At 71.6% G+C, this 21,752-nt stretch carries 19 protein-coding genes and 1 tRNA gene; 11 read left to right on the top strand and 9 right to left on the bottom strand.

Annotation, left to right across the window (positions count from 1 at the left end; all coding sequences use genetic code 11):
• The 6 genes from VMF51_RS18335 (at window position 1) to VMF51_RS18360 (ending at window position 4,633) form a co-directional block, all read left to right on the top strand.
• Window positions 1–1,992, top strand: a complete 1,992-nt coding sequence (locus tag VMF51_RS18335) for a hypothetical protein (RefSeq protein WP_325475904.1) — start codon at window positions 1–3, stop codon at window positions 1,990–1,992.
• 10 nt (window positions 1,993–2,002) lie between these two features.
• Window positions 2,003–2,200: a hypothetical protein gene (locus tag VMF51_RS18340; protein WP_325475905.1), complete on the top strand. Its 198-nt coding sequence runs from the start codon at window positions 2,003–2,005 to the stop codon at window positions 2,198–2,200.
• 70 nt (window positions 2,201–2,270) lie between these two features.
• A complete protein-coding gene (locus tag VMF51_RS18345) occupies window positions 2,271–3,281 on the top strand; it encodes a hypothetical protein (RefSeq protein WP_325475906.1) in 1,011 nt (336 codons plus the stop codon).
• Complete coding sequence (locus VMF51_RS18350; protein ID WP_325475907.1) at window positions 3,278–3,739, top strand: hypothetical protein; 462 nt, start codon at window positions 3,278–3,280, stop codon at window positions 3,737–3,739. The genes VMF51_RS18345 and VMF51_RS18350 overlap by 4 nt, the downstream gene beginning before the upstream one ends.
• A 2-nt stretch (window positions 3,740–3,741) precedes the next feature.
• Window positions 3,742–4,221 (top strand): hypothetical protein, encoded by a 480-nt coding sequence (locus VMF51_RS18355; RefSeq protein WP_325475908.1) that lies wholly within the window; start codon window positions 3,742–3,744, stop codon window positions 4,219–4,221.
• On the top strand, window positions 4,202–4,633 hold the full coding sequence (locus VMF51_RS18360; protein ID WP_325475909.1) for a hypothetical protein: 432 nt from the start codon (window positions 4,202–4,204) through the stop codon (window positions 4,631–4,633). Before VMF51_RS18355 ends, VMF51_RS18360 begins: the two co-directional genes overlap by 20 nt.
• Window positions 4,634–4,708: 75 nt before the next feature.
• On the opposite strand, the gene VMF51_RS18365 is transcribed toward VMF51_RS18360, so the two are convergent.
• From VMF51_RS18365 to VMF51_RS18380, 4 genes are all read right to left on the bottom strand, one after another.
• A complete protein-coding gene (locus VMF51_RS18365) occupies window positions 4,709–5,458 on the bottom strand; it encodes a DUF2510 domain-containing protein (protein WP_325475910.1) in 750 nt (249 codons plus the stop codon).
• A gap of 43 nt (window positions 5,459–5,501) precedes the next feature.
• Complete coding sequence (locus tag VMF51_RS18370) at window positions 5,502–6,302, bottom strand: tyrosine-type recombinase/integrase (RefSeq protein WP_325475911.1); 801 nt, start codon at window positions 6,300–6,302, stop codon at window positions 5,502–5,504.
• Window positions 6,303–6,409: 107 nt separating this feature from the next.
• Window positions 6,410–6,676 carry a hypothetical protein gene (locus VMF51_RS18375; protein WP_325475912.1) on the bottom strand — a complete coding sequence of 89 codons (267 nt, stop codon included), beginning with the start codon at window positions 6,674–6,676 and terminating at the stop codon, window positions 6,410–6,412.
• Window positions 6,673–7,029, bottom strand: a complete 357-nt coding sequence (locus tag VMF51_RS18380; RefSeq protein WP_325475913.1) for a hypothetical protein — start codon at window positions 7,027–7,029, stop codon at window positions 6,673–6,675. Before VMF51_RS18380 ends, VMF51_RS18375 begins: the two co-directional genes overlap by 4 nt.
• Window positions 7,030–7,284: 255 nt before the next feature.
• Here VMF51_RS18380 and VMF51_RS18385 point away from each other — a divergent pair, with 255 nt between their 5' ends.
• A complete protein-coding gene (locus VMF51_RS18385; protein ID WP_325475914.1) occupies window positions 7,285–10,002 on the top strand; it encodes an HAD-IC family P-type ATPase in 2,718 nt (905 codons plus the stop codon).
• A 103-nt stretch (window positions 10,003–10,105) separates the two neighbouring features.
• Here VMF51_RS18385 and VMF51_RS18390 read toward each other — a convergent pair whose 3' ends face one another.
• Complete coding sequence (locus VMF51_RS18390) at window positions 10,106–10,852, bottom strand: PIG-L deacetylase family protein (RefSeq protein WP_325475915.1); 747 nt, start codon at window positions 10,850–10,852, stop codon at window positions 10,106–10,108.
• Between the two features lie 105 nt (window positions 10,853–10,957).
• Here VMF51_RS18390 and VMF51_RS18395 point away from each other — a divergent pair, with 105 nt between their 5' ends.
• Window positions 10,958–12,610, top strand: coding sequence for an LCP family protein (locus tag VMF51_RS18395; protein WP_325475916.1), 1,653 nt, complete (start codon window positions 10,958–10,960; stop codon window positions 12,608–12,610).
• Window positions 12,611–12,640: 30 nt separating this feature from the next.
• Window positions 12,641–12,714, top strand: a tRNA-Ile gene (locus VMF51_RS18400).
• A 30-nt stretch (window positions 12,715–12,744) separates the two neighbouring features.
• Here VMF51_RS18400 and VMF51_RS18405 read toward each other — a convergent pair.
• The 4 genes from VMF51_RS18405 to VMF51_RS18420 form a co-directional block, all read right to left on the bottom strand.
• Window positions 12,745–13,722 carry a zinc-binding dehydrogenase gene (locus VMF51_RS18405; RefSeq protein WP_325475917.1) on the bottom strand — a complete coding sequence of 326 codons (978 nt, stop codon included), beginning with the start codon at window positions 13,720–13,722 and terminating at the stop codon, window positions 12,745–12,747.
• Between the two features lie 70 nt (window positions 13,723–13,792).
• Window positions 13,793–13,999, bottom strand: a complete 207-nt coding sequence (locus tag VMF51_RS18410) for a hypothetical protein (protein WP_325475918.1) — start codon at window positions 13,997–13,999, stop codon at window positions 13,793–13,795.
• 79 nt (window positions 14,000–14,078) lie between these two features.
• Window positions 14,079–17,300, bottom strand: a complete 3,222-nt coding sequence (locus VMF51_RS18415; protein WP_325475919.1) for a response regulator — start codon at window positions 17,298–17,300, stop codon at window positions 14,079–14,081.
• Window positions 17,301–17,353: 53 nt separating this feature from the next.
• The gene (locus VMF51_RS18420) at window positions 17,354–18,757 is read right to left on the bottom strand and encodes a serine/threonine-protein kinase (RefSeq protein WP_325475920.1); all 1,404 of its coding nucleotides are present in this window, start codon (window positions 18,755–18,757) and stop codon (window positions 17,354–17,356) included.
• A 119-nt stretch (window positions 18,758–18,876) separates the two neighbouring features.
• Between VMF51_RS18420 and tyrS the strand changes: the two genes are divergently transcribed.
• Together tyrS and VMF51_RS18430 are read left to right on the top strand one after the other, a co-directional pair.
• Window positions 18,877–20,145: a tyrosine--tRNA ligase gene (gene tyrS / locus VMF51_RS18425; RefSeq protein WP_325475921.1), complete on the top strand. Its 1,269-nt coding sequence runs from the start codon at window positions 18,877–18,879 to the stop codon at window positions 20,143–20,145.
• Window positions 20,142–21,191, top strand: a complete 1,050-nt coding sequence (locus VMF51_RS18430) for an alpha-hydroxy acid oxidase (protein WP_325475922.1) — start codon at window positions 20,142–20,144, stop codon at window positions 21,189–21,191. Before tyrS ends, VMF51_RS18430 begins: the two co-directional genes overlap by 4 nt.
• Window positions 21,192–21,752 lie beyond the last annotated feature (561 nt).

Raw genomic sequence — 21,752 nt, forward strand, 5'->3', positions numbered from 1 at the left:
ATGCCGCTGCCCGAAGGGATCAGCACCGCCCAGGTCACGTTCGGCCGCGCGAGCGGGGTGCTCGGCACCGAGGCCGTGGTCAACGCGTGGGTCGAGACCAACGGCGTCGTGATCTGGGCCGCGACCGGTCAGGCGATCTACCCGTTCGCCGAGCCCGTCACCGTCACCGACGGCGTCGCGAGCTTCGCCTTCCCGCACGTCGACCAGGACGGGTTCGTCGACGAGCACGGTGCCACGATCACCGGCTTCTGGGGCGTCTTCACCGCGCGGGTCCAGAACCGTGCGAAGCGCGGCGAGTTCAGCAAGATCACGAAGGAGTTCCAGGTCCTCGTCGACGACGGCGATCAGCTGGAGCTCCGCATGATCCCCGACGGCCAGCGCCGGCCGGAGACCGCGATCGCCGCCCGGGCCTACGCCGACCAGGCGCGCGAGTACCGGGACCAGGCGGCCGCGCAGGTCGGCGAGCTCGTCGACGAAGCGACCGAGCAGGTCGACCAGCTGGTGACGGGCGCGACCACCACGCTCGACACGACCCTCACGCAGGCCGAGATCGAGCTCCAGGCGATCGCGACGGCAGCGTCTGGCTCGGCGTCCGCCGCATCGACGGCGGCAGGTGCGGCGTCGGACTCCGCTGGTGATGCGGACTCGGCCCGGCTCGGTGCGCTGGCCGCGCAGGAGGCGGCGGAGGCGGCTCAGCAGGCGGTGCTCGCGCAGGTGGCGGCCGCGACCGCTCAGGCCACGGCGGCGTCCGACTCAGCGACCGCGGCGTCCGGGTCCGCGGCCACGGCCAGCGAGCAGCGCGCGCTCGCCGAGACCGCGCGTCTGGCTGCCGAGGCCGCCCGGGCCGCGATCCCTTCCATGCCGATCGTGCGGCGCAACCTCGCCCGCACCCCGACGGGCGTGACACTCACGAACTGGGGGAACGTCAACGGCGGCGCTGGCTTCGGCATCGCGCAGTCGCCCGTCGTGTTCCCGGACTCGGGCGAGCCCGGCGTCGCGTTCACATACGGGACCGGCATCTCCAACCTGGACGCGGGCCTGGCTCAGACCTTCAACGTCGAGAGCGGAAAGACCTACACCTGCTCGGTCTCGATGCAGAAGGACGCTCCGCTCGGCGGCGGCCTCCGGGCGTCGGTCTACAGCGCTACCGCCGTTCCAGGCAGCGTGGTGCGCGGCGTCTCCGACGACGCCGTCGGCACCCCTCGCCGCCTCGCCGTCACCTTCACCGCGACCGCGACCGGATCGGTGACGTTCTTCATCAGCAAGCAGACTGCTGGACTGACCGAGGGCGCGACGTACCACGCCGGCGACCTGCTCATGGAGGAGAGCCCGCGCGCGCTGCCGTTCTTCTTCGGCCCGTCCCCGGGTGCCCGCTGGTCGGGCGCCGCGCGGAACAGCATCTCGGACCTGCTCGTCGTGCGTGCAGCCGACGTCATTGGTCTCGGGCAGGCCGGGACGCGCTACAACGAGGGCATCGGCTCCCCGGAGGGCATCGTCACTGCCTCCCCGGGGGCGGAGTACGTCGACCTCGCCAAGACCAACGGCGCGCGACGCTGGCACAAGGACACCGGCACCGGCTCGACCGGCTGGGTCTGCATCTCCGGCGACACCGGCTGGCGGGACGTCTCAGGACTCCTCGCAAACGGCTGGGTCGGGGCAACCGTGGGAGTCGCAGCGGTTGCCATCTGCCGGACGGAGGCAGGAGTCTTCTGGCGCATCGCGGCCCTGAGCCCTGGGTCGTCCACGACGGCGGTCGCGGTCTCCGCGATCCCGACCGGCTTCCGCCCCGACGTCCTCGCCGGGGCCAACCCCGAGCGCCACACGGTCCACACGGTCTCGGGACCTCCCACCGCCCCAACGATCCGCCCCGCATTCTTCGGGACCACCGGGCTGAACATCACCCGGGCGACGACGGACAACCCCTACTACGGATCGCTGTCCTACAAGACCAGCGACCCCTGGCCGACCACCCTGCCCGGCACCGCAGCCTGAGGAGGCACCCATGGACCTGACCACCCTGGACGACGACGAGCTCGACGAGCACCGCCGCGCCGTGCAGACCGAGCAGGAACGCCGTCGACGCCTCGCCGACGTGCCCGTCCAGGTCGCCGACGCCGCGCGCCGCTTCATCGAGGACGGCGGCGACCCCGCCATCCTCCAGGCCGCGATCACCGACGCCGCGGCGCCGACCGAGCCCTGACCGTCGCGCGCGGACTCGGCCGCGCACCACTTCACCACCCCGCCCACTAGATGAAGGGAGGTGGTGATCGGTGACCGACGCGATCTTGCTCGAGGCCGATGAGCCACCGAAGCACGGCACCTGGGTCGACGTCTGCGACGTCCTGGCCCACCCCACCACCGAGGAGCTGACCGCGGGCCACGAGGCCGGCCAGCTCGTCGACGTCGACGAGCCCCCCGCCCGGCTCGTGCTGTCCCGGTCCGCCCGCGGCGCCAGCGACCGGGACCGGGCGCTCGCCAAGGCCCGCGAGCTCCGGACGGTGATGCTCGACCACGGCGTGCCGGAGGCCCGGATCGACCTGCTCCCGGGTCGGCCCAGCGCCTACGGCGTGTGGGACGCGCTGCACGTCGTCGACGAGATGTCGCACCACACGGTGTCGGGATACTCGCCGGGCAACCTCACCCCGGTCCTGGGGCTCTGCCGAGCGGGCCGGCCACACCCGAACCCGGCGCTCGCGCTCCCGGGTCCGCTGTGCAACGGGTACGGCGGCTGGGACCTGACGTACCGGATCATCACGTTCGGGTGGGCCAACCACCCGGGGCAGGGCGGCCCGCTGACCGTGCCGACCGGGCGCGGCCAGCGGTTCACCATCCCGCGGGACTCCGCCCGCCGCTACGCCTGGGGCACCGAGTGGGAGGGCGGCCTGCAGGCGGCCGACTGGGACCGGGTCCTCGTCAACCCCCGCACCGGCGACCGGATGACCATGCGCGAGTTCATGGGCCGCTCGAACGCGGCTCTCCGGTCCTACTTCGAGCTCGCTCACCACTCCGAGCACTCGACCTGGACCAGCCGGAAGATCGACCGGCTCGGCTACACCTCGGCCTCCGGAGAGGCCGAGCTCACCCGCTACCTGGAGGACGACGACGTGACCCCTGAGGACATCGAGAAGATCGCCACCCGCACCGCCGAGAAGGTCCTCGCCGCGAAGGTCGACCAGCGCGGCACCACCGTGAAGGCCGCCCTCCGGCGTGCTGCAGCTGCTCGGCCGGCGGTCTTCGAGCTTGCGCGCCGTCTGGGCAAGCCGCTCCGAGCCGCCAAGTGACGATGGCCGTCGGCGTCCTGCCCTCGGTCCCCGAGGAGCAGATGACCTGGCGAGCTCGCGCCTACCTGGTGATCGCGGCCGCGCGGCACATCCTCGTCGGGGCCGCGTGCATCGTCCTGGTGGCCGACTTCGACGGCGACAGCTTCCAGGTCATCCGAGCGGTGCTGCCCGTGTGGGTGTGGGGCGTGGCCTTCCTCGTCGGGGGAGCGCACCTGACGTACGCCGCGATCCGGGGCAGCGAGGGCCACGCGAGGGTCGCTCTGAGCTTGTCCGCGATCTCGACGTCGGTGTGGGCCGCTGGGTTCCTCCTCGCCTACCAAGAGGGCGGCGCCGTGTCGCCGATCGGCGTCATCTTCGCGACCGCCCTCACCGCGAAGGACCTGGTGATCTGCCGGCAGCCGATGCGATCGCCGTTCGAGCCCATCGTCAGGGAGTACGACGAACCGAAGGGCAGGTGAGTGTGGACCCCTCCGCTCTGCTGCTGGGAGCGGCCGCGGTGATCACCGCGATCGGCACCATCTACGTCAACCGGAACAGCCGCAGGGACCAGCACCGTCAGGCTGCGGCCGCTGCGCAGGTCCAGCGCGACCAGCACCAGTTGGAGGAGACCAAGCAGGCCCTCGAGGCGCTGGGGTCGGCCCTCACCGAGACGCGCACCGACCTCCACGAGGAACGCCGGCTCCGGCGCCAGGCCGAGGCCGAGCTCGAGGAGAAGAAGACCCTGCACCGGCACATGTATGCCGCGCAGGAGTCCCGCTGCCTGGAGTACGCCGGGCAGCTCACCGACACCGTGCTGACGCTGCGCGGTGTCGTCGTCGACGAGATCGCCCGGGCCGCGGCCGACTCCGCGCTGCGGGCGCTCCCGTCCCACCCCCACGATCTGCCGCCGGCGACACCGCCGGCGCTGGAAGGAGAGAAGGATGATCCTGCTGACCGTTGAGGTGTACGCCGTGCACCTCCTGGCCCTGTTCGCGCCGGCCGCGGCCGACTCGCAGCCCGTCGACGTCGTCACGGACGCCCAGATGTGGGCGCTCATCGTCGGCTTCGCCTCGCCCCTGCTGATCGCCGTGGTGCAGCAGCCCACCTGGTCCGGCCGCCGGCGCACCCTCGTCACGATCGTCTGGTCGATCGTCGCCGGCGGCGGCACGGCGTTCTTCACCGACGAGTTCACCGGTCGGAGCCTGCTGTCGTGCTTCCTGGTGATCTGCGTGGCCGCGATCGCGACGTACCAGTCGATCTGGCGGCCGCTGAAGATCGCGCCGGCGATCGAGGCCGCGACGTCGCGCCGCGCCTTCGTCAAGACGGTCGCCGGTGAGGGCGGCACCGAGAAGGTGGTCGTCGAGCGGACCTGACGCCCGAGCTGCTCGACACAGACGTGGCCCCCGCCGACCTTCGGGTCGGCGGGGGCCACGTTCTGTCTGTGGTGCCTAGTCGCGGAAGTCAGGGTGGAGGCCGACGATGTTGTCGATCGCGAGCGCTTCGACGGTGTCCATCTCGGAGGTCATCACGTTGTCGTAGTTGATCTTGCGGATGTCCGAGCCGCGGAAGGTCGTGAAGAACACCTGGCCGTCCTCCTCCTCACCGAACTTGTCGACGAGGGGGAACGTGCCGCGGAACGCGACCTCCTTGACCGGGACGTCGTCGTCGAGCTTGGAGATTTCCTCGGCGATGTCGAACACGTCGATGGCGATCCCACCCCGGACCATGCCCATGCTCAGGTTGTCCTTGACCTTGAACTCCACCAGCCACGACCCACGGCCGCCCCACCGGGAGACAGTCGGGTCGTCGGCGTCGCTCTCGTCGACGGCGTCCTGCACCTGCTCGATCGGCTTCGCCGGCTTGGGCGGAGCCGCCGGGCTCTCGTCGGCCTTCGGCGGCGCGGCACTGGCGCCGGCGTCGGACTTCGAGTCGGACGCCGCCGGCTCCTCGTCATCCCCACCGACGGCAGCGCCGATGATCACGATCAGCAGGAGGGCACCCAGGGCGCCACCGAAGATCTTCAGCGTCCTGGCGTTCGTGGCTCGCCGCTTCGCCATCGCGTCAACCGGGGACGCCGGCGGCTGGTACGCCGCCGACGCTCCCGGCTGCTGCTGATCGGTCCACTGCTCGCCGTCCCAGAAACGCTGGCCACCCTCCGGACCTGGGTTCGGATACCAGCCTGCAGGCGCGTTGCTCATGGCCACGCAGGGTGCCACGGCCGCGCCGGTCTTGTCCGGGTTTCTACGCGACGGCGGCCGCGACCTCGTACAGCTCGTCGTCGTCGAGCAGCGTGTACACCAGGGTCGTGTCGAGCTTCGCGTGGCCCAGCATCCTGGAGACCGCGACGATGTTCTTCGTCCCCTTCAGCCCCTTGGTCGCGAACCGATGCCGCAGCGTGTGGCCGGTGAAGGTCTCAGCGAGCGCTCGCGAGAGGAGCCGGGAGACGTGGCCCGCGGTGATCGGCTGACCGGTCCAGCGGTTCGGGAACGCGTACCCCTCGAGGTCGTCGAGGAGGCGGCACAGGTCCTCCTGCGCGATCGCGACGCGACGCATCTTGCCGCCCTTGCCGACCACCTTCAGCACACGTCGGTAGCGGTCCCACTGGTCGGAATGCACGATCGCGATCTCGCAGCACCGCAGGCCGGCGTACGCGCCGAGACGGAGCATGAAGAGCTCGCGCTCATCCGCGCTGCGCAGCGCGAGCTCCAGGACCGGCTCGGGGGTCGGGTTGGGCAGCTTCTGGGGGATGGTGATGGAGGGCAGGTCCTCGGCCGGGTTGCTGGGCACCCGGCCGGACTTGTGAGCCCACTTGAAGAACGTCCGGTAGGTGGTCCGGACGCTCTTCTTGGTTTCTGCCGCCTTGTGAGTGCCGATGACCTCCAGGAGGAGCTCGTCGGTGACCGCGGAGGGGCCGGCCGGGGCGAGGGCGGCGAGGTCGCGGAGGCGGTAGGCGTAGAGGCGGATGGTCCCCGGCGCGCGGTCAGCAGCGAGCTGCCACTTGCCGAAGTCCCGGATGGAGGAGCCCCAAGTGATGTTCGTCATACAGGTCTGAGGTATCTCAGACACGCCGTAATCGGACACCGTCTTAGGGACCGGGTTGCGGTATGGACCACGCTTCGCTAGCGCGGCTCGAACGGTGCTCACGCGCGTCAGCCGGCCTCGTTTGGCGTCCAGACGAGCCAGTCGAGGTCGTTGTGCCGCGTGTGGATCGTGATGCCGGGCTTCCCGTCGACGAGCCTGTCCAGCGAGAACTCCACGGCGTCGGGGTGGTGCTTCCTCACCCAGGCCTCGGCGGCCTTCATCGCGACGTCGTACGCCGACTGGTCGTTCGCCTCGACCGCGGCGCGGTACGCCGCCCATATCGCGGCCGCGGCGCGCTCCGCTCGCTGCTCGCGCCGGCGAGAGAGCCAGCTCACTGGCTCACCTCGGGCGGAGTGATCGGCTCGGGCTTGCAGCAGGCCGTGAGGTTGTGGCTCGCGTGCTTGCCCATCGAGTGGTACCACTCGACTCGGGCGCGGTGGAACGCAACTTCCGTGGCTGCCACGGCCTGTTCTGCGGCTTCGTATCGCTCACGTGCCTGGTCCGTCAGGTCGTAGCCCTTCAAGGCGCTGTACGCGATGGAGTGAGCAGCGCTGTCGTAGTCCCGCCGTGCATCGTCGCGAGCCTGGCGGGCGCTGTCCCGGTCCTCCCGAAGTTGCTCGATCACTTCGTCGGGCTGCCTGGTAAGCGCGCTTTCGTCCGTGAGCTCCGCCGACGGCTGCCCCATCACGCCACCTGCTCGAGCGAGTGGCGGGCCGCGGGTGCGACCGGGAAGGGGCACACGATCGCGGGCGGGCTGACCTGCGTGAACGGCATACCGGAGGGTTGTTGGTTCGAGTCCAACCGGGGGAGCAGAGAAGGCCCCTGATCCGCGGAGACGCGGGTCAGGGGCCTTCGCCGTACCCGGGGCCGGCCGATGGACGCGAGAGCCCTACTACGCTGCCGGTACCGGACCGCGAGCCACCGACGAGAGCTGGTGCTGACGATGGACGTTCTCCGCGACGCGAGCCCCGGATCCGTCCGGCTCCCGGTGCAGCCGTGGGCGACGCCGGCCGAGGATGTGCTGTCGACGCTGGACGCCACGGCCGAGGGCCTGGCGGGCGAGGAGGTACGCCGCCGCCTCGACGAGGTCGGCCCGAACCGGCTGACGCCCCCGGCACGCACCCCGTGGTGGCGGCGCGTGCTGGCGCAGTTCCAGGACGTGCTGATCTACATCCTGCTGGTCTCCGCCGCGCTCAAGGCGCTGCTGGCCGACTGGGTCGACTTCACGGTCATCCTCGCGGTGACCGTCATCAACGCGGGCGTGGGACTGATCCAGGAGGGCCGGGCCGAGCGAGCCCTGAGCGCGATCTCGCAGATGCTCTCCGTGCATGCGTCCGTGCGGCGCGACGGCCGCTGGCTGGACGTGGACGCCGACGAGCTGGTGCCGGGTGACCTGGTGCGGGTACGACCCGGCGACCGGATCCCCGCCGACGTCCGCCTGACCGAGGCCGTGAACCTGCAGGTGGAGGAGTCGGCGCTCACGGGCGAGTCGGTGGCGACGGTCAAGGACGTGTCCCCGGTGGCGACCGACTCCGGGCTCGGCGACCGCAGCAGCATGCTCTTCTCCGGGACCCTCGTCGCCGCGGGCATCGGGCGTGGCGTGGTCGTGGCGACCGGGCCGAGCACGGAGATCGGCCGGATCCAGGCGATGATCGAGGAGACCGAGCGGGTCGAGACCCCGCTCGCCCGCAGCCTGGGCCGCTTCGGCAGCTGGCTCGCCGGCCTGATCCTCGTGATGGCCGTGGTCATGGTCGTGATCGGCCGGGTGCTGTACGACGACGACGTGCGGGACCTGGTCTCGGCCGCGATCGGCTTCGCGGTCGCCGCCGTACCCGAGGGTCTCCCGGCGCTCGTCACCATCACCATGGCCCTCGGCGTGCAGCAGATGGCCCGCCGGCGCGCGATCACCCGCCGGCTGCCCGCCGTCGAGACGCTGGGCGCCGTCACGACGATCTGCTCCGACAAGACCGGCACCCTGACCAAGAACGAGATGACCGCGAGGCAGGTCCGGACGTCGGGCGCCCTGATGCACGTCACCGGCGCCGGGTACGCCGCCGACGGCGAGGTGCTGCTCGACGACGTACCGGTGACCGTCGAGGACCGCGCGGACCTGCGGGCGCTGGCCGAGGTGATGAGCCTGTGCAACGACGCCCGGCTCGTCCACGAGCCCGACGGGTGGCGGCTGGTGGGGGAGCCCACCGACGGCTCCCTGCGGGCGCTGGGGCCGAAGGCGGGGTTCGAGATCGACGCCTGGCGTCGGGTCGCGGTGATCCCGTTCGAGTCCGACACGAAGTACATGGCGGTCCTGGTCGAGTCGACCGGCGGCACCCGGCACGTGCTCCTGAAGGGCGCTCCCGACCGGGTGCTCGAGCGGTGCACGACCCAGACGGGGGTGGACGGCGAGCCCCAGCCGCTGGATCGGCGCCTGTGGGACGAGCGGATCGACACCCTGGGGGCACAGGGTCTGCGGGTGCTGGCCGCGGCCCGCGCGCCAGGCGGCCCCACGGACGCGCTGGCACCCGAGGACGTGCTCGACGGCCTGGAGTTCGTCGGGCTGGTGGGCATCGTCGATCCGCCGCGTCCCGAGGCGGTCGCCGCGATCGCCGAGTGCCGCGAGGCCGGCATCGCGGTGAAGATGATCACCGGCGACCACGCCGGCACGGCGCTCGCGATCGCCCGCGAAATGGGACTCGGCGACGGCGGCGACACCGAGGTGCTGACCGGCGCCGAGCTCGAGGCGATGAGCGACGACCGGCTGCGCGAGCGGGTGCGTGAGGTCGACGTCTACGCGCGCACCAGCCCGGAGCACAAGGTCCGGATCGTGCGGGCGCTGCAGCACCACGGCGAGGTGGTGTCCATGACGGGGGACGGCGTCAACGACGCGCCCGCGCTCACCCAGGCCGACGTCGGGGTGGCGATGGGGATCAAGGGCACCGAGGCGACGAAGGAGGCGGCGGACATCGTCCTCGCCGACGACAACTTCGCCACCATCAAGGCCGCGGTGGAGGAGGGCCGCCGCATCTACGACAACATCCGCAAGTCGGTCCTCTTCCTGCTGCCCACGAACGGCGCCCAGTCGCTGGTCATCCTCGTGGCCGTCGTGTGCGGGCTGACCCTGCCCCTCCAGCCGGTCCAGGCGTTGTGGATCAACATGGTCACGGCCGTCACGCTCTCGCTGTCGTTGACCAGCGAGGGGGCCGAGCCGGGCCTCATGCACCGTCCGCCCCGGGACTCGCGAGCGCCGCTGCTGACCCGCGCGTTCCTCGGGCGGATCGTCCTGGTGTCGGTCCTCATCGGCGGCGTCACCCTGGCGCTCTTCTACTACGAGCTGGAGCACGGAGCCCCGGTCGACCAGGCGCGCACCACCGCCGTCACGATGCTCGCGCTCGCGCAGCTGGCCTACCTGCTGAACTGCCGCTTCCTGGAGCGCTCCAGCCTCAGCCCCGCCGTCCTGCGGGGCAACCGGGCCGTGTGGTGGTCGGTCCTCGCGCTGCTCGCGCTGCAGGCGCTGTTCGTCTACGCCCCGTTCATGCACAGCTGGTTCGGCTCCGCGCCGCTCGGCGTACGCGAGTGGTTGGTCACCGCCGCCCTGGCCGTGGTCGTGCTGGTCCTCGTCGAGGCGGTCAAGGCCGTCGACCGGGTCCTGGCCCGCCGGATCTAGCAGCGGCAGGCCAGGTCCCCAGGCCGCAATTGCGGCCGTGGAGCAGGTTTCTGCGCCCAGAACCTGTCGTACGGCTGCAATTGCGGCGCTTGGGCACGCGGCGCTACTCGCCCCAGCCCATCGGGAACACCTCGAACGAGGCCCCGAACGCGACGCCGAGGCGCTGGCCGGTGGCCCGGGAGCCGCCCTCGAGGAACTCGCGCGCGTCGAAGTCGGCCCACCCCAGCCCGTCGATGTATGCCGCGTGCGCCTCCAGCGAGGCGACCCCGGCCTCGAAGGTGGCGGTCGTGTCGACCCCGTGGCCGGACTGCGGCGAGCCGAAGGCCCAGACCTCGCGGACCCCGCCCCAGGGCTCGACGTCCTCGCTCAGCTGCTCGGGGAAGACCCACCGGTTGCCCGCGTCCCGGACCGCGTCGAGCACCGCCCGCCCGACGGCGATGTGGTCGGGCTGGTTGAGGTTGCGGCCGCCCCAGGTGTCGCGGAAGTTGCCGGTGATCACGATGTCGGGGCGGGTGCGGCGTACCTCCGCCGCGATCTCGCGCCGCAGCGGCACGCCGTACTCCAGGATCCCGTCGGGGAGGCCGAGGAACGACACGTCGTCGACGCCGACGAGTCCGGCCGAGGCGACCTGCTCGGCCTCGCGCACCTGCCGGCACTCGCCGGGGTGCATCCCGTCGATGCCCGCCTCGCCGCTGGTCACCATGCAGTAGCCGACCCACTTGCCCTGGCCGGTCCACCGAGCGACGGCCGCGGCCGCGCCGAACTCCATGTCGTCGGGGTGCGCGACCACGCACAGCGCGCGCTGCCAGTCCTCGCGGAGCGGCTGGAGAGGGGTGGGCAGGTCGCTCATGGCGGCAGCCTGCCACCGAGCCCCCGCCGCCGCATCCCCACGCGGCACGGGGAAGCGGTGGATCATCCACGATCCGTTGCCCCCTCGGGGTACCTTTTTCGCGCCATGGTCGATGCCCTCACTCCCGCTCCCGCGCCTCCGGCCGCGTCGCGCCCGCAGCGCGGCGGCCGCCGGAGGGCCGTGCCCGACCGCGACGTACGCCGCTCCCGGCGCTCCGCCTCCGCGACCCCGCGCGGCGGGGCTCGCCGCGCCCGGGGGCCTCGCGGGCCGCGCCGCGCGCAGGGCCTGCCGGGCACCCTCGGCGTGACCCTGCTGGGGGCGCTGCTGCCGGGCTCGGGGCAGGTGTGGAGCGGCCGGCGCCTCCTGGGCTGGTTCGTCCTGCTGCCCACGGTCGTCGCCCTCGCCGTCGCGATCTGGTACGTCGGCCGCGACCTGCGGGCCGTCCTCGACTTCGCGACCTCTCCGACCCAGCTGAAGATCGCGGCGGCCGTGATCGGGCTCGGACTGCTCGGGTGGGCCGGCCTCGTGGTGCTGACCTACCGCCAGGTCCGGCCGGTGCTGCGTCCCCGCTGGCACACCCTGGTCGGTCACACGTTCGTACTGGCGCTGTGCCTGCTGGTCGGCACCCCGCTCGCGTACGCCGCCCGCTCGGCGATGGTGACCTCCGACCTGGTCGAGAGCGTCTTCGGCGACAACCAGACCGCGACGTCCCCGGAGGACGTCAGCGAGGAGAACCCCTGGGGCGACCGCAAGCGCGTCAACGTGCTGCTGCTCGGGGGCGACGGCGGTGAGGGCCGCACGGGCGTGCGCACGGACACCGTGATCCTGGCCAGCATCTCGGTGAAGTCCGGACGTACCGTCATGTTCAGCCTGCCCCGCAACATGATGAACGCCCAGTTCCCGGAGGGCAGCCCGCTCCACGACCTCTACCCGGACGGCTACTCCGGGTCCGAGGACGACGGCTTCTACATGCTCAACGCCGTCTACGGCCAGATCCCGCAGCGCCACCCGGGAGTGCTGGGCAACAGCAAGAACGAGGGCGCCGACGCGATCAAGCAGGCCGTCGCGGGCAGCCTCGGCATCCGCGTCGACTACTACGTCCTGGCCAACCTGAAGGGCTTCGAGGACGTCGTCAACGCCATGGGCGGCATCACCGTGAACGTCAACAAGCCGGTGGCGATCAACGGCGACACCGACGCCGGCATCCCGCCGACCGGCTACATCCAGCCCGGCCCCGACCAGCACCTCGACGGCTTCCACGCCCTCTGGTTCGCCCGCGGCCGGTGGGGCTCCGACGACTACGAGCGGATGGAACGGCAGCGCTGCACCATCGACGCCATCATCGACGCCGCCGACCCCACCACGCTGATCACCCGCTACACCGACCTCGCCAACGCGGGTAAGCAGGTGCTCTCCAGCGACATCCCGATCGAGCTGCTGCCGGCCTTCGTCGAGCTCGGGCTGAAGGTCAAGGACGCCAAGGTGAAGTCGGTCGTCTTCAAGCGCTCGGACAAGTTCTTCTCGGGCGACCCGGACTTCGAGTGGATGCACGAGGCGGTCGCCCGGGCCATCGAGCCGAAGCCCGCGAAGTCGGGCACGCCCACCCAGACGCCCAGCCAGACGCCCGACCAGACGCCCGGCGACGCGCCGACCGGCACCCCGACCGGCGAGCCCACCCTTGAACCCGGCGCGGCCGTGGACGCGCAGGACTCGTGCGGCTACCAGCCCGCCGACGGTGTCGAGGCGGCCGCGCAGTAGCACCGGCCATGCTCTAGGCTCGCCCGCCGAGGGGCGGTAGCTCAGTCGGTCAGAGCAGAGGACTCATAATCCTTGGGTCGTGGGTTCGAGCCCCACCCGCCCTACGTAGCGAATCGTCCCGCTGGTGCGCGCGCTCAGGGGCGGAGCAGGATCTTCCCGGTCCGCCCCGGCTCCGCGTTGGCAGCGGCCGCGGCGCGCACGTCCTCGAGCGGGTAGACGCGCTCGACCGGCAGCGTCAGCGAGCCGTCGCCGATCCGCTCGACCAGCTCGCCGAAGAGTGCCCGGCGCTGGTCGGCGGGCATCGTCCGGCTGACCACGCTGCCCCAGAAGCCGCGGATCGTCGCCTGCTTGAAGATGACGTCGCCCGACCCGATCTCCATGACCGGCGACTGCATCGCGCCGAAGACCACCAACGTCCCGTCCTCGGCCAGGAGCGACATCACCTCGCCGCTGGCCCGGCCGCCGACGGAGTCGACGCCGACCTTGATCGGAGCGTCATCGGCGAGCGCGCGCACCCGGCCGGCCCAGTCGTCGGCGTCGGTCGCCACGACGTTCCCGATGCCCTGGGACGCCAGCTCCTCGACCCCGGCGCCACGACGGACCAGACCGATCACGTTGATGCCGCGCGCCTGCGCCAGCTGCGCGACCATCCGGCCGACCGCGCCGTTGGCGGCGTTCTGCACCATCCAGTCGCCGGGCGTGAGCTCCAGCGACTCGAGCAGGCTGATGGCGCTGAACGGCATCGAGACCAACTGCGCGGCGACCTCGTCGGTGAGCTGGTCCGGGACCGGGATCAGTCCGCGCGCCGGCACCACCAGCTGCTCGGCCCACGCGCCGAAGGCTCCGCCGCTGGCGACCCGCTGCCCGATCGTCAGGTGCTCGACGCCCGCGCCGAGCGCCTCGACGACGCCGACCGCCTCGGTGCCGGCGCGAGCGGGCAGCTCGGGCTTGAACCCGTAGCTGCCGCGGATGGTCCACAGGTCGTGGTTGTGGACCGCCGCCAGCAGGATCCGGATCCGCACCTCCCCGGGGCCGGGCTCCGGCGACTCGACCTCCTCGACGGCGAGGACCTGGGTGGGATCTCCGAACTCGGTGTGCATCACGGCGCGCATGGCTCCAGCATCGCGCGCCCACGCAAGTCCGGGACCTCGGTTCGAGCCCCGTCCCGGCGCAGCGACTCGCCTACTGCGAGGGCTCCGGAAGATCCCCGCAGTCGATCTTCGGGTTGACGCCGAAGTAGTTCATCGGGCCGGCCACGATGGTGAGCGCGGTGTCGCCGGTGGTCTTGCAGCTGACGTCGCGGTCGTCGCCGAAGTAGCCGCGCTGGGCCGCGGCGACGGCTCCGATCGCCAGCCAGGCCAGCACCAGCAGGATGATCAGGCTCTTCACGGTCCCTCCTCCGACGCCGACCGGCGTCCTGGCCGCCCGTTACCCCGTACGACGCCGGCGCACCGCAGCGGACGCGGGGCTACGACGGGCTGCTGCCGCCGTACGACGCCTGGTAGGCCAGTAGCGCCGCGCGGGCGCGCTCCAGGCTCTCCTCCAGCTCCGGCAGCAGCTCCAGCGCCCCGTCGACGGTCTCGGCGTCGCCGATGAACTCCAGCTGCCGGGCGGACTCGCCCGCGAAGGGCACGCCGAGGTTGAGCGCGCTGCCCGCGAGCTTGTGCGCGGACGCGCGCAGGCCGGCGGAGTCGTCGCTGAGGATGGCGTCCCGGATCGTGTCGACCGCCGAGCGCGAGTTGGCCATGAAGTTGCCGATCGCGCGATCGAGGTACGTCGTGTTGCCGGGGTCGAGGTCGCGCAGCATCTCGAGACGCTCGAGATCGAGGCCGTCGACCGGCGAGGAAGAGGACACGGGAGACTCCGATGGTCGTGGGCGGGCGGGGGACACGGGGGACTGCGGGTCGAGCCAGCGGGCCAGCACGTCGCCGAGGGCGGCCGGATCCACGGGCTTGGTGAGGAAATCATCCATGCCCGCCTCGAGGCAGCGCTCGCGCTCCCCCTCGACGGCGGCGGCGGTCATCGCGATCACCGGCACGCGGGTGCCGTGCGCGGCCTCCAGCTCGCGGAGCCTGCGGGTCGTGGTGTAGCCGTCCATGCGGGGCATCTGGACGTCCATCAGGATCGCGTCGTACGACGAGCTGCCGAGGATCTCCAGCGCGGCGATCCCGTCGTCGGCGGTCCGGCCGACGTACCCGAGCGACTCGAGGAGGCCCATCGCCACCATCTGGTTGACGGGGTTGTCCTCGACGATGAGCACGCGGCGCTGCGACACCTCGGGTCCGGCGGCCGTCGTCGCGGCCGGGCGTGCCCCGACCCCGGCGACGTGGTCGAGGAGGGCCTCGCGCAGCACCCCGGCGAGCACCGGCTTGGTCAGGCAGGCCGCGATCCCGGCCTCGCGGGTGGCCGCCGAGTCGGCGCCGGCATGCGAGGTGAGCAGGAGCAGCACGGTGTCGGCCAGCTCGGGTACGGCGCGGACGTCGGCAGCGAGCGAGAGCCCGTCACGCTCCGGCATCGCCAGGTCGAGCAGGACGCCGTCGTACGGGTCGCCGGTGCGCAGCCCGTCGCGGAGCGCGCCCAGCGCCTCGCTCGCGGAGGAGACGCTGTGCGGGCGCACCTGCCACCAGCGCAGCTGCTCCTCCAGCACGAGGCGGTTGTGCGGGTTGTCGTCGACCACCAGCACCCGGGTGCCGCTCAGCCAGGTGCGGGCGTACTCGTCCTCGATGTCGGCCAGCGTGCCCGTCGCCGCGTCCAGCTCGGCGGTGAAGGTGAAGATGCTCCCGCCCTCCGGATTGGGCGCGTAGGAGAGCTCGCCGCCGAGGGCCTCGACGATCTCGCGGGAGATGGCCAGGCCGAGCCCGGTGCCGCCGTACACCCGCGTCGTGGAGGCGTCGGCCTGCGTGAACGGCTCGAACAGGCCGTCGACCTTGGCGGCGTCGATGCCGACCCCGGTGTCGGAGACGTCGACGCGCAGCAGGCTGCGGTCCTCGGGGCCGGGCTCGGCGGTCACGCGGACGAAGACCTCGCCGCGTTCGGTGAACTTCACCGCGTTCGAGACCAGGTTCGTCAGCACCTGCGCGAGCCGGGTCGGGTCGCCGGCGACGACCTCGGGGACCTCGTGGTCGCACGAGCTGGACAGCTCCAGGCCCTTCGAACGCGCGGACTCGGCGAGCACGCCGATCACCCGGTCCAGGAGCGGCCGTACCTCGAAGTCGAGCACCTCGAGCTCGAGCTTGCCGGCCTCGATCTTCGAGAAGTCCAGCACGTCGTTGATGACGCCCAGCAGGGCGCGGCTCGCGACCTGCACACCCGAGGCGAGCCGGAGCTGCTCGGGCGCCAGCTCGGTGCGCAGGAGCAGGTCGTTCAGGCCGATCACGCCGTTGAGCGGGGTACGGATCTCGTGGCTCATCGTGGCCAGGAACTCCGACTTCTGCCGCGAGGCCTCCATGGCCTGGTCCCGGGCGTCCGCGAGCTCGCGCTGGTACCGCTCCCGCTCGGCCACGCGGCCGAGCTGGACGGCGACCTGCTCGACCATCGACTGGATCATGTCGAAGCGGTAGAGCGGCGGTGCCGAGGTGATCGTGGCGACCGCGCGGACCTCGTCGTCGAGGAGCACCGGGAAGGCGATGGTCAGCATCGTCTCGGGCTCCCAGACCGAGGCCCGGGCGTGGAACGACTGGTTGGCGAGCTCCAGCTCCATCGCGGACTGCTCCGGGGTGGCGGCGTCCTCCTGCCGCTCCTCCTCCGAGAGGTACAGGGGTACGACGCCCGACCCGTCCTCCGTGGGCACGAACGCCCGGCCGCGCTCCCAGTCGTCGTGCAGCAGCACCAGCGTGCGGGCGTGTGCGAGGACGTCCTCGAGGGTGACCGCCTCGTTCGCGGCGCTGGCGACCATCTGCAGGAGCGTGTTCTGGGCGACCTGGTCCTCGAGGGCGATGGCGGCGAGCCGGGCCTCCGTGACGTCCTGGTGGGTGCCCGACATCCACACCCGGCCGTCGGGCTCGCGGTGCACGACGCCGCGGCCGCGGGTCCAGACCCAGTCGCCGTCGTCGCCGCGCACCCGGGCCTCGAAGGTGAGCACCCCGGTGCGGTCCAGGGCGTCGTCGATCGCGTCCTGGACGCTCGCCCGGTCGTCCTCGTGGATCGACCCGAAGAAGGCCTGCAGTCCGGCCGAGGTCTCCGCGGTGGACACGCTGTACAGGGAGTACAGCTCCGCGGACCCGGAGATCTCGTCGGTGGCGATGTCCCACTCCCAGCTGCCGATCCGGGCGATCCGCTGCGCCTCGGACAGCCGTCGCTGGCTCTCCTGGAGCTCGTCCAGGACGGCCCGACGGGCGCCGTAGTCGATGAACCGGTGCAGGATCCCCACGATCCGGCCCTGCTCGTCGCGCAGGGCGCTCTCCCGGACCAGCGCCCAGAGGGACTCGCTGTCGCGGCGGACGAAGCGGACCTCGACCTCGCCCTCGTTGAGCCGCCCGGCCCGCACCTCCGCGAGGTGGGCGGCGAACTGCTCGCGGCCCTGCTCGTCGAGGGTGTCGAACACGGTCAGGTCGGCCGTCTCGGCGTACGGCACACCGGCCATCTCGGCGATGGCGGCGTTCGCGAAGAGCGTTCGTCCCTCCAGGTCGAACACCCAGATGCCGTCCGGTGACGTCTCGACGATGTCCCGGTACAGCCCGGCCAGATCCATACATCCCTCCTGGCGCTCACGATAGGGGGAGACGGGACCCCGGGCCGGTGGATTCAGCGGGGCTCTCCGTCGATGAGATAGGTGCCGGCACTTTCATCGAAGGTGAGGCGCAGGGTGGGCGTGTCCTCGGTCGGCGGGCCCTGGGCGAGCTGGTAACGGTACCGGTAGGTCACCGTGAGGCTGTCCGGGTCGGCGTCGACGACCTCGATGTCGGAGACCCGCTTCACATCGCCCCAGAAGCCCTCGTAGCCCGACAGCCCGCCACTGGCGTCCTGGAAGGAGGGGGTCAGCATGGCGAAGCCCGCCTCGGGGTCGGTGGCGGCCGTCTCCAGGTAGTCGGTGACGAAGGTGCTCATCCCCTCGGCGGTCGGCTTCTCGACCTCCGGCGGGCTGGAGGACTCGACGGGTGCCGGTGTGTCCGAGGTGGAGGGGTCGGGATCGGCGTCACCCGAACCGAGTCCGATCGAGAAGCCGATGACCGTCAACAGTGCCACGACCGCGACGCCGACGAGGACGGCGAGCGCACCCCGCCTCCGCTGTCGCGGGGGCGCGGGCGCGGCCGGTGCCGTCGTGATGACGGGCCGCGACAGCACCTGCGTCCCGTGCGGGTCGCGCAGGTCGTGCTCGGCCGTGTCGGCCCGGCGGACCGGCAGGGGAGCGGGCAGCGGAGCGCCCGGCCCGGCCTGCAGGAAGTCGCGGACCTGGTCCATCGTCCAGCGGTCCGCGGGGTCGTGGGTCATCGTCGCCTCGAGCAGCGGTGCGAGCCACCCGGCGTCGGGCAGCCGCGGCGGCTCCTCGTGGACGATCCGGTAGAGCCCGCCCAGCAGGTTGTCGCCCACCTCGTACGGCGGCCGGCCCGACAGCGCGTGGAAGAGCGTCGCCCCGAGGGACCACACGTCGCTCGCGTCGGTGGCGGTCCGGCCCGAGGCGACCTCGGGTGCCAGGTACGCCGGCGAGCCGGTCACCAGGCCGGTCTGGGTCAGCGACGGGTCCGCCTCGGCGCGGGCGATCCCGAAGTCGGACAGCTTCACCTGGCCGTCGGTCGTCACGAGCATGTTCGACGGCTTCACGTCGCGGTGCACGATGCCCGCCTCGTGGGCGGCGCAGAGCCCGTCGGCCGCCTGGCCGACGATCTGCGCGGCCTGCTCCGGGTCGAGCGCGCCGTGGTCGCGGATCAGCTGGGCGAGCGTCGAGCCCTCGACGTACTCCATGACCAGCCAGTGGTCGTCGCCGTCCTGCACCAGGTCGAAGACCGCGACGACGTGCGGGTGGCTCAGCCGGGCGGCGAGCCGGGCCTCGCGACCCGCGCGCTCCAGGTCGGGGGCCGTCGCGCCGGGGGCCAGCCCGATCCGCTTGAGGGCCACCGGCCGTCCGAGAAGCTCGTCGCGACCGAGCCACACGGCTCCCATGCCGCCTCGTCCGACCTCGCGGTCGAGCGAGTACCTGCCTGAGATCACGATCGGTTCCTTCCGTGCCGCCGCCACTCTAGAACGTGTGGTGAGACGACCCGGTGGGCGCCGGTCGGGACGATGCGGCAGGCTTGGGCTGACGGTACCCACTGCACGGAAGGCGCATCGTGTCCATCGATCCCACCCTCCTCGACGACCTCGAGTGGCGCGGTCTCATCGCCCACTCGACGGACCTCGACGCACTGCGCGAGGCACTCCGCGAGGAGAGCGTCCGCTTCTATGTGGGGTTCGACCCGACCGCGCCGAGCCTGCACATGGGCAACCTGCTGCAGATCGTCACCGCGATGCGCCTGCAGCGAGCGGGGCACACGCCGTACGTCCTGGTCGGCGGGGCCACGGGCCTGATCGGGGACCCGCGGGACTCCGGTGAGCGCACCCTGAACGACGCCGGGACCGTGGGCGACTGGGTCCAACGGGTACGCCGCCAGATCGAGCCGTTCCTCTCCTTCGACGGCGCGAACGCGGCGACGATGGTCAACAACCTGGACTGGACCGCGGGGCTGTCGACCATCGACTTCCTGCGCGACATCGGCAAGCACTTCCCGGTCAACCGGATGCTCGCCCGCGACACCGTCAAGCGTCGCCTGGAGTCGGGGATCAGCTACACCGAGTTCAGCTACATCCTGCTGCAGTCGATGGACTACCTGAACCTCTTCCGCACCCACGGGGTCCAGCTGCAGTTCGGCGGCTCCGACCAGTGGGGCAACCTCACGGGCGGCGTCGAGCTGATCCGCCGTTCCGACGGCGAGACGGTGCACGCGTTCGCCACTCCGCTGGTGACCAAGGCCGACGGCACGAAGTACGGCAAGACCGAGGGCGGGGCGCTCTGGCTCGACCCGGAGATGATGTCGCCGTACTCCTTCTTCCAGTTCTGGCTCAACGTCGAGGACGAGAAGGTCGGCGAGCTGCTGCGAGTGTTCACCTTCCTCTCCCGTGAGGAGATCGAGGCCCTGGAGGCCGAGCACGCCGAGAAGCCCTTCCTGCGCGCCGGTCAGCGGACCCTGGCGCGCGCGATGACGACGCTGGTGCACGGCGAGGACGAGACCGCCCGGATCGAGACCGCCTCGGCCGCGCTCTTCGGTGGCGGCGACCTGCGGGCGGCCGGGGCGCGCACCCTCGACGCAGCGCTGTCGACAGCGCGTCCGGTGCTGGAGGTCGACGGCCTGGGCGCGAACATCGTCGACCTGCTGGTCGACTCCGGCCTCGTCTCCAGCAGGGGCGAGGCGCGCCGAGCGGTCGGCGAGGGCGGCGCGTACCTGAACAACGAACGCGTCGAGGACCCCGACTACATCCCGGTCGCCGGCGACCTGATCGAGGACCGGTTGCTGGTGCTGCGGCGCGGCAAGAAGAACTTCGCCGGGGTCCGCGTCCGGTGAGCCCCGACGCCCGCTGGCTCGCACAGCTCGAGGACCGTGCCCGGGCCGTGCTGCCGGCGCCCGTGCTCGACTACGTGCTGCAGGCCGCGGGTGACGGGATCACGGCCTCGGAGGCCACCCAGGCGTGGCGACGGGTACGACTCCTGCCGCACGTCATGCGGGACGTCACCGAGCTCGATCTCGGGGTCTCCCTGCTCGGCCAGCACGTCGACGTCCCGTGGGGCGTCGCGCCCACGACCTGGCAGGCCGGGGTGCATCCGGACGGTGAGTTGGCGACGGCCCGGGCGACCGCGGCCGTCGGCGGCCTGATGGTCGTGTCCAGCAACGCCGGCACCCCGTTCGACCGGATCGCCGGGACCGGGGTGGACTGGTGGCTGCAGGTCTACCTGCCCGCCGACCGGACCCTGGCCGAGCCGATGCTGGCCCGCGCCGTCGCGGCCGGTGCGACGGCGGTGGTGCTCACGGTCGACACTCCGGTCGTCCCCGTTCCGTCGCAGCCGGCCGACACACCGGATCTCCCCGAGCCGGGCGCGCTGCGGATCAACTTCGACGACGGGTACGACGCCGAGCCGGGCGCCGACAAGGCCACGGACCTCGGTCCGCACGACCTGGACTGGCTGGCGGAGCGCACCGGCCTGCCGGTCGTCGTGAAGGGGGTACTGCGACCCGATGACGCTCGGCGGTGCGTGGACGCCGGCGCTCGCGCGGTGTGGGTGTCGAACCACGGGGGCCGCCAGCTCGACCGGACCGTCGCCACGGTCGACGCGCTCCCCGCGGTGGTCGCGGAGGTCGGGGGAGAGGCCGAGGTGTACGTCGACGGCGGTGTGCGGAGCGGGCTCGACGTCGTGGCGGCAACAGCCGCCGGTGCGGCGGCCGTCTTCCTCGGTCGCTCGCCGCTCCTGGCACTCGTCGACGGGGAGGCGGGTGTCGCGCGACTCCACCGGGCGCTGACGGAGCAGGTGAGCGAGGCGCTCCGACTCACCGGCTGCCGCACCATCGCCGACACCCGCGGGATCCTGGCCGCGGAGCCCGCACACCGCGTCTGACCTGCCCGGACGGCACTGTGGCCCGAGTCACGGCGAGCCGATTTGTCTGGTGCGCGCTGCTCCCCTAAAGTTCTCCGAGTCGCCAGGGAGCGGCGGGGAGCAAGACCGGTCAGGTCGGGCTTCCGGCCCCGGTGTGATCACCCCACCACCTCAGATCGATCCGGTCGATGAGCATGCGCCCTGAAGAGGGGCCACTCAGAAGCCGAGACAGAACTGCGCGTGAATGAGGTGAGCGGCCCAGATAGCCCCGAAATTGCTCGGGGAAATCAAGACCGCTAAAGTACGAATCGCCGAAAGGGAAAGGCCGAAAGGCTCGAACTTCGAGGCAAGTGGCGAGAAAGTCCCGAATTGCACGGGGCGAGGAAAGCCGCTAAAGTATGACAAGTCCTGAGGGGCCGAGGCGAGAGCCGAAACCCAGCAGTGTGCGTCTGATTCTTGAGAACTCAACAGTGTGTCATAGTCGACGAATTAGTTTGTTATGCCCCGTCGGCCGGCGTGATCCTCACTTTTGTGGGGTGAGTGTTGGTTGATGGTTTCTTTGGTAAGACAATGATTCTGGCA

The sequence above is a fragment of the Nocardioides sp. genome, from assembly GCF_035503875.1.
In the GTDB taxonomy this organism is placed as follows: Bacteria; Actinomycetota; Actinomycetes; order Propionibacteriales; family Nocardioidaceae; genus Nocardioides.